Below are 8,247 nucleotides of genomic sequence, written 5' to 3' on the forward strand. Positions count from 1 at the left end.
CCCTCCGTCGTGACGCAATGGGCGAGAGGGGCTTTTGTTCCGTTGATTTTAGAGCACCCTAGTTTGTGCTAGGTCGTTTTCGGCCAATAACTGTTTGACATCGGCGATCAATTCGTCAACGTGGTCATACGGCGCGTCTAGCTGCAGCATTTTCCGCAACATCGCTCGGGCTTTCGGGGATAAGTCGAGCTCTTCTTCCCAGCTTTTTTCGTCCTCACTTGTCGGTTCGTAAGCGGAATATAAGAGGAATAACGTGAAATGACCGAGCGCATAAAAGTCGCTTCGCGGGTGTGGTTCGCGCCGCAGCTGCTTTTCAAGCGGATCGTCATCGCGCAAATCTACTCGTTCACCCATGCGGCACGCCAACCCGAAGTCGATAATGGCTACCGTCCCATGGCGCCAAATGATGTTGGGGATGCGTAAATCGCGGTGGACGATGCCCGAAGCGTGAATATACCGCACGACGTCAAGCACATCGAGCAACAATCGAAACGCCGCTTGTTCCGTGTACGTGATCCCGAGCCCGAAAATTTGATCTTCTACCGTCTGCCCGTCGATATAGTCCATGACAAGATGCGGCTGTCCGCCTTCGATAAACGTATCGTATCGTGCCGGAATTTGTGGATGACGTAAACGCGATAGCACGTCCGCTTCACGTTGAAGCAGACGGCGGCCGTCTTCCCCTTTTGTCCGCCGCGCCTGTTTAATGACGACAAGGCGTCCGGTGTCGCGATCACGTCCTTTGTAGGCGATGCCGTAGCTCCCCATTCCGAGTTCTTCGATGATTTCATAGCGGCCAAAAAGCACCTTCCCGCTCCGGTGCGGGCGGTCAATCCAGCGGGCGATGAACGGATGGCGGTCAATGAATCGCTTCATCAGCTGCCAAAAAGCTCGAGAAAAAGCTGCCGCTATGATGTTTCTTTTGTAATGGTAATGGCCGTACTGGGACGGGTGCTTATAAGAATAAGATTTCGGCATATGGTAATCGCTGCTGCTGTAATGTTTCTTATAGTACCAGGAGTGATGGTTCTGCCCCAAAAGCCCCTTTAACAACTTCTTGAACATCATGATCGCTCCTTTGCGGTAGATTTACTTATATATACGGAGTGAAGAGAAAGAAGGTTTCAGATTCAGCGATACAAAGAAACCGCCAGAGTCATAGCTTCTGGCGGTTGACAGTGATTATTCCTTTTTTTCAAGTGCCTGTTTGAGCAGCTCTCCTAAGCTTGTGCCAAACGATTCATTGGACGGGCTGTATTTTTGAGCAACGCCCGCTCCGTTCCTTTCGCGGATGTGCGTTTCGTTTCTTCCGCTTTTCTACAATGTTGCATGGGCGGCACTGGAAATAGAGCCCGGCCTTTCCTTCATGCATTTCCATGCGTCGGTGGCATTGCGGGCAACGGCGATTCGACAACTTCGGATCACGTCTTCGGCGGTAGCGGCATTCCAAGTTGGAACAGACGAGCATCCGTCCGTCTTTCGTTTTCCGCTCTTTTAAGAGTGAACCGCATTCCGGACAGGTGAGATTCGTGAGGTTTGGCGCTTTGTACGTCTGTTCACTCTGCTTGATTTCAGTGACGAGCTGCTCCGTTTGTCGGCGGATGTTAGCCAAAAATTGTTTTGGATTTCCTTTTCCACGAGCGATCGCCTCGAGCTCACGCTCCCAGCGGGCGGTCAACTCCGGCGATTTCAGTTCCTCGTTGACCAGTTCGATCAACTGTTTTCCCTTTTCGTCGGATAAAAGCGTCCGTCTTTCCGCTCGACCACTTCCGTTTCGACGAGCCGCTCGATGATGTCCGCTCTTGTTGCCGGTGTGCCGAGTCCATATCTCTCCATTTGTGCAAGCAAATCGGCTTCTGAGTAACGGGACGGCGGTTCGGTGAACGATTGTTCCATCTCAAGTTGTACCGATGCGAGCGTCTGGCCTTCCGATAGATGTAACAACGTTGGTTTCGCTTCTGTTTCTTCTTTGCCAAGAACGGCTTTAAACCCTGCGTTCACGACCGCCGTCTCCCGGGCGACAAACGTTTCGTCGCCGATCTCGAAGACGACGGTTGCCGTTTCGTATTCATACGGTGGGTAAAACAGTGCCAAAAAGCGGCGGGCAATCATGTCATACAGCTTGCGTTCATCCACCGACAGCTTCGCGAGGTCCAATCGTTCATCGGTCGGAATGATGGCGTGGTGATCGGTCACTTTGTCATCTTGGAACACCCGGTTGGCTGCCTTGACGTTCTTTTGGTGAGCAGGGAGGAGATCACGTCTTCATAGCCTGGCTTCATCGCCAAAAGCCGATCGGTCATCGTCGCTTTCATATCGCTTGGCAAATAGCGTGAATCCGTGCGCGGGTACGTAACGAGCTTGTGCTGTTCATATAGCCGCTGCAATACCGAGAGCGTTTTTTCGCCGAAAAGCCAAACCGCTTGTTCGCCTCCCGCTGCAACTCGGTTAAATCATACGGCAACGGGACCGGTTCACTTTTCCGCTTCCGCTTGACCGATGTAACACGCGCCGGCTGGCCTTTGAGGCGAGTCATCAGCTCATTGGCTTCGTCTTTGTCAAACAGCCGTTTCCCACCGTGCCGTTCCCATACCGCAGTGACAGAACCGATGCGGGCGTGAATCGTCCAATACGGAACGGGAACGAACGATTGAATCTCCCGTTCGCGTTCGATGATCATCGCGAGCGTCGGCGTTTGCACACGCCCGGCTGAGAGCGGATCGTTGTATTTCGTCGTCAAGGCGCGGGTCACGTTCAACCCGATCAGCCAGTCCGCTTCGGCGCGGCAGATGGCTGATTCATACAGCCGGTCAAACTGCGTCCCGGGTTTTAACTGGCGAAAACCGTCGCGAATGGCTTGATCGGTTTGCGATGAAATCCATAAACGCCAAATCGGCTTCTTCCAGTCGATTTTTGCAAAATCCAACGCGCGACCAGCTCCCCTCGCGGCCGGCGTCGGTCGCAATAATGCAATCTTTCACATCGCGGCGTTTGGCTAAACGTTCAATGGCGCGAAACTGGTGGCTCGTTTGCCGGATCACTTTCAAGCCCATTTTTTCGGAATGATCGGCAAGTCCTCGAGCCGCCACGTTTCATATTTCCGGTCATAGTCTTCGGGCATTTTGAGTTCAACCAAATGCCCAAGCGCCCATGTGACGATGTAGCGCGGCCCTTCCAAGTATGATTTATGTGTTTTTGCAGCCGAGCACGCGGGCGATGTCACGGGCGACGCTCGGCTTTTCCGCTAAAACGAGCGATTTCATAAAAAAACTCCTTTCTGTCGTCTCCCACTAGGTGCGGTCTGTTTATTAGTATAATGGAAGAAAGAAAAGACGCACCCGCTAGGCTTGACCCTGAGCGAAAAGGAACAACGGTGGCGGCATGAAGATCTACTTAGGAAGAGCGATGATGCACAGCATCGTTCATTGAGTGCATTGCGTGGAGAATCCGAATGAATGCGGTTTTCCTCTTCGCTTGACCACTCACAACCGGCTCCATCGTATGCTCACCAGACTTCTAGAAGAACGGTGATAGAATAAAGAGAAGCATGTTGAATGAAAAAACGTCGTCAAACCAGCCTTTCCTCATATTCAAAGACGGGGACCGGACGGATATCACGGTTTTTCCCATTCTTTTCGACTATATCCATACTTTCTGCACATTTTCAAGATAAAATAGCAAAATTGGAACAATCATACGGATTTGATCGATAAGGAGAGAAACACGTTCAAAAATCCCGTCTGTGCCTTTTCCGTGGCGAATGTTACATGTCATGATGCGCAGTTTCATCGGTGATCTTCCCTTCCTTTCACGCTCCATTTTGATCATCATGGACGTATCTTAGTCAGAAGGAAGAAGATAAAAGTTGTCACTCCTTCTGGATACGCTCTCCATCATTTTCGTTTATGATGAGGAAGAGGGGCATACCTATGAAAAAAGTGGCGGGAGGCTTGTTGGCTATCGTGTTGGCGCTAAGGACAGGAACGGATTGTCTTGGCCAACACAAACGGTCTGCTCATGTTTGACTAAATGCCCCTCATATGAAAAGCATGCATCCGAACTTGTCGGAGCGACAGTTGCTAGATATGTATAACGTCTACCACAAAGAAGCGACTTGCATCGCAAGGTAGCGGATCCATGAAAGAAAGGATAGAGGAAACGCCGTCTCCATCATCCGACGCTTATCGAAGTGTTTTTTTGTTACGAAAAGAAGATAACGTGTTGTAACTATATACCCCTTCGGGTATAATGTATATAGACTAAAAGAAGAGGTGAATAAGATGACTCACCCGTCACAAGAAGAACATGTGCTTCATGGAACGATGATCCCGCGTACGAAAGAGGAAATCGAAAACATTATGAAACGGCTAAAACGCATCGAAGGACAAGTGCGCGGGGTGCAGAAAATGGTGGAAGACAATCGCTATTGTATTGATATTTTAGTCCAAATTTCCGCCATCCAAGCGGCGCTGCGCCAAGTGGGGATGCAACTGCTTGAACGCCATGCGAATCATTGCGTAGCAAAAGCGATCCGTGAAGGAAGCGGCGAACAATCGCTCCGCGAGTTGATGGATGTGATCAAACAGTTTGCAAAATAAGGGAGGGTTGACCGATGGGAGAGCCAAAAACGGTGACGCTCCGCATCACCGGCATGACGTGCGCCGCCTGCTCGAACCGGATCGAAAAGTGTTGAACAAACTAGACGGGGTCAAGGCGAACGTCAACTTGGCGATGGAAAGGGCGACGATTCAATATGATCCTGAAAAACAGCGCCTTAAGGATATTGAAACGAAAATTGAGCAATTAGGTTATGGCGTGGCGAAGGAAAAAGTGACGCTCGATATTGCCGGCATGACGTGTGCGGCGTGCGCGACGCGGATTGAAAAAGGGTTAAAACGAATGGACGGCATTACCGCGGCGACGGTCAACCAGCGACGAACAGCGCTGTCGTTGAATACGAAGAAGGTGTGTTGTCCATCGAGGATATCCTAAAGAAAATCGAGCGGCTTGGCTACAAAGGACGCCTCCGTGAGGAGCGGTCGGGCGTTCGCAATGAAGACGAATGGAAACAAAAGCGGCGCCGACTCGTTTTGTCAACGGTGTTCTCACTGCCGCTGTTGTATACGATGATCGCCCATTTGCCATTCGATCTCGGTCTGCCGATGCCGCATGGGCTGATGAATCCGTGGGTGCAGCTTCTGCTGGCCACTCCGGTGCAGTTTTACATCGGCGGCCCGTTTTATCTCGGTGCGTACCGGGCGTTGCGCAACAAGAGCGCGAACATGGACGTTCTTGTCGCTCTCGGCACGTCAGCGGCCTATGTTTACAGCTTGTATGAGGCGCTCAAAACGTTGGCTGTCCCAGGCTATGCGCCAAGATTGTATTTTGAGACAAGCGCAGTGTTGATTACGCTTGTTTTGGTTGGCAAATATGTTGAGGCGCTCGCCAAAGGGCGGACGACGGAAGCGATTTCGAAACTGTTGAGCCTGCAGGCGAAAGAGGCGACGGTCATCCGCAACGGAAGCGAACAAAGGTGCCGCTCGAACAAGTTGTTGTTGGCGATACGATCATCGTTCGGCCGGGGAAAAAATTCCGGTGGACGGAACGGTCATTGCCGGAGCCTCGTCGGTCGACGAGTCGATGATTACGGGTGAATCGATTCCGGTCGATAAAAAGAAGGCGATTCCGTCATTGGTGCGACGATCAACCAAAACGGCGTTTTGACCATCCGAGCCGAAAAAGTCGGGAAAGATACAGCGCTCGCCCACATCGTCCGCATCGTCGAGGAAGCGCAAGGGTCAAAAGCGCCGATTCAGCGGATGGCCGATGTCATCTCCGGCATTTTGTCCCGATTGTTGTCGCCATCGCGACCGTTTCGTTCTCGTTTGGTACTTGATCGTGGCGCCAGGCGATGTCACCGCCGCCCTTGAAGCGGCCATCGCCGTGTTGGTTATCGCCTGCCCGTGCGCGCTCGGCCGGCGACACCGACATCGATTATGGTCGGCACCGGCAAAGGGGCGGAGTACGGCATTCTCTTTAAAGGAGGTGAGTACTTAGAGAGAACGCAGCAAATCGAAGCGGTGTTGCTTGATAAGACAGGAACGGTGACAAAAGGCAAACCGGAAGTGACCGATGTGATCACGCTCCGGGAAGACATGCTTGCCTACGCCGTTTCGGCCGAGAGCGCTTCGGAACATCCGTTGGCGCAAGCGATCGTTGCGTATGGAAAGAAAAAGGAATTGCGCCAAAGCCGCTCCGCCGTTTCTCGGCCATGGCCGGGCATGGCATTGAAGCGGTGGTGGATGACCAATCCGTGTTGGTCGGCACGCGCAAGCTCATGACCGACCGTTCGATTGATGTAGCGAGCGCAGAGGAACGAATGGCGGCGTTGGAAGCACAAGGAAAAACGGCGATGCTTGTCGCCATTAACGGAGAGCTGGCCGGTTTAATCGCCGTCGCCGATACGGTGAAAGAGAGCTCGAAACGAGCCATTCAGACGTTAACGCAAATGGGGATTGATGTGTACATGGTGACCGGCGACAACCGCCGCACCGCGGAAGCGATCGCCAGCCAAGTTGGCATTCGTCATGTATGCGGAGGTGCTGCCGGAAGAAAAAGCGAACATCGTCGCCAAGCTGCAGCAACAAGGAAAGCGGGTGGCGATGGTCGGCGACGGCATTAATGACGCTCCGGCCTTGGCGAAAGCCGATATCGGCATGGCGATCGGCACCGGCACCGATGTGGCCATTGAAACGGCTGACGTGACGCTTGTCGGCGGTGATTTGGCTCATATTCCGCAGGCGATCGAGTTGAGCCGGAAAACGATGAGAAACATCCGCCAAAACTTGTTTTGGGCGTTGGTTTACAACACGATCGGCATTCCGGTCGCTGCCGCCGGCTTATTAGAACCATGGATCGCCGGTGCGGCGATGGCGTTTAGCTCCGTATCGGTCGTTGCGAATGCGCTTCGTCTGAAACGGGTGAAACTATCACAATAACGGGAGGAAAAAACGATGACGCTCACTTTACACGTGCAAGGAATGACATGCGGCCATGCAAAGCCGCCGTCACGAACACCTTACAACAGCTCGATGGCGTCCGCCGGGTCGACGTCCATTTGGAACAAGGGACGGTCGACGTCGAGTACGATGAGGCGAAAGTGACCGTGGATCAGTTGAAAGCCGCGATTGAAGATCAAGGATATGATGTCGTCTAACGATTGGGCATTCCCTCTCCTTTGAGGGAATGCTTTTTATTTCGCCGCGGCATAGGGGCTGATCACGGCTTGCACCGGTACTGGAAATGATGAAGCGGCGCCAAAAGAAAACGCCAGCCAAGAAGAAAACCCCATGATGCCGATCACGGGAAATGAACCACTCCGGTTTAGGCGATGTCCCGGCCGGATTGGAAGAAGCCCAACAACCCACCTACCTGGTCGGAAGCAAAATCATCATTCACGCTGACCATATGCCGGAGATGAGCGGGGCGGAAGCGACTGTTTCTGACGCGTTTGACACGACTGTCTATACAGTGACACACCCCGACGACCGGCGGAAACTCGGTGAAAAACCATAGATGGGTCATTCATGAGGAAATCGAAAGCGCTGGGGAAGAGTCGTTTCAGCCAGGGGATGAAAGTCGTCTTGAACGCTGACCATATGGAAGGGATGAAAAGCGCGAAAGCCATCATCGATTCAGCCCAACAAACGATAGTGTATATGGTTGATTACATCGATACAGAAACTGGCGAACAAGTACCAAACCACAAATGGGTGACGGAAGATGAACGGTCGCCCGTGAAATAGTGAATAAGCGACGTTTGCGTCACGTGCACAGCAAGAGTGTCTCCAAAGCGGTGAGAACCCCTTCTTCTATAGATCCCATACTGAACAACGTCACCATGGTACATTTCGTGATTCAGTACGGGGATGATCTTTAGAGATCTTCTCGTTTCTCTTTTATGGAAATAAAGGTATAATGAAACCGATATGGAATGAAGAGTATGATAGATTACAAAAGGTGTGAGCGAGAAAACCTATCCCTTTTATGAAGATGAAAGCAAGCATTTTCCTATATGGAATGATTGAGGGAGAGAAAACAATGAAATGGTTTTGGCTGGGGTTCAGCTGTTTTGCTTATGCTGGTTCGTATATGGAGTCGGAGTCAGTTTGTATCGTTTATGGGTCGAGCAACGAGTGGACGGGCAAGCACTGATTTTGGCGCTCGGCATGGCGGTCATGAGCTGGC

3 protein-coding genes and 4 pseudogenes are annotated in these 8,247 nt (G+C 51.9%); 4 read left to right on the forward strand and 3 right to left on the reverse strand.

Annotation, left to right across the window (positions count from 1 at the left end):
- Positions 1-48 precede the first annotated feature (48 nt).
- The 3 genes and pseudogenes from IC804_RS18310 to IC804_RS18320 all read right to left on the reverse strand — a co-directional run bounded on the left by IC804_RS18310 (position 49) and on the right by IC804_RS18320 (position 3,831).
- Positions 49-876 (reverse strand): serine/threonine protein kinase, encoded by an 828-nt coding sequence (locus tag IC804_RS18310; RefSeq protein WP_190300638.1) that lies wholly within the window; start codon positions 874-876, stop codon positions 49-51.
- A gap of 306 nt (positions 877-1,182) precedes the next feature.
- A pseudogene (locus tag IC804_RS18315) lies at positions 1,183-3,263 on the reverse strand (DNA topoisomerase III).
- 376 nt (positions 3,264-3,639) lie between these two features.
- Positions 3,640-3,831 carry a hypothetical protein gene (locus IC804_RS18320; RefSeq protein WP_011887370.1) on the reverse strand — a complete coding sequence of 64 codons (192 nt, stop codon included), beginning with the start codon at positions 3,829-3,831 and terminating at the stop codon, positions 3,640-3,642.
- A gap of 449 nt (positions 3,832-4,280) precedes the next feature.
- Between IC804_RS18320 and IC804_RS18325 the strand changes: the two genes are divergently transcribed.
- The 4 genes and pseudogenes from IC804_RS18325 to IC804_RS18340 all read left to right on the forward strand — a co-directional run bounded on the left by IC804_RS18325 (position 4,281) and on the right by IC804_RS18340 (position 7,805).
- Positions 4,281-4,598 (forward strand): metal-sensing transcriptional repressor, encoded by a 318-nt coding sequence (locus tag IC804_RS18325; protein WP_008879170.1) that lies wholly within the window; start codon positions 4,281-4,283, stop codon positions 4,596-4,598.
- Between the two features lie 14 nt (positions 4,599-4,612).
- Positions 4,613-6,998, forward strand: a pseudogene (locus tag IC804_RS18330) (heavy metal translocating P-type ATPase).
- Positions 6,999-7,013: 15 nt separating this feature from the next.
- Positions 7,014-7,216: pseudogene (gene copZ / locus IC804_RS18335) on the forward strand (copper chaperone CopZ).
- 58 nt (positions 7,217-7,274) lie between these two features.
- A pseudogene (locus tag IC804_RS18340) lies at positions 7,275-7,805 on the forward strand (DUF1541 domain-containing protein).
- Positions 7,806-8,247: the final 442 nt, after the last annotated feature.

Source organism: Geobacillus sp. 47C-IIb (assembly GCF_014679705.1).
GTDB classification, from domain to species: domain Bacteria; phylum Bacillota; class Bacilli; order Bacillales; family Anoxybacillaceae; genus Geobacillus; species Geobacillus thermodenitrificans.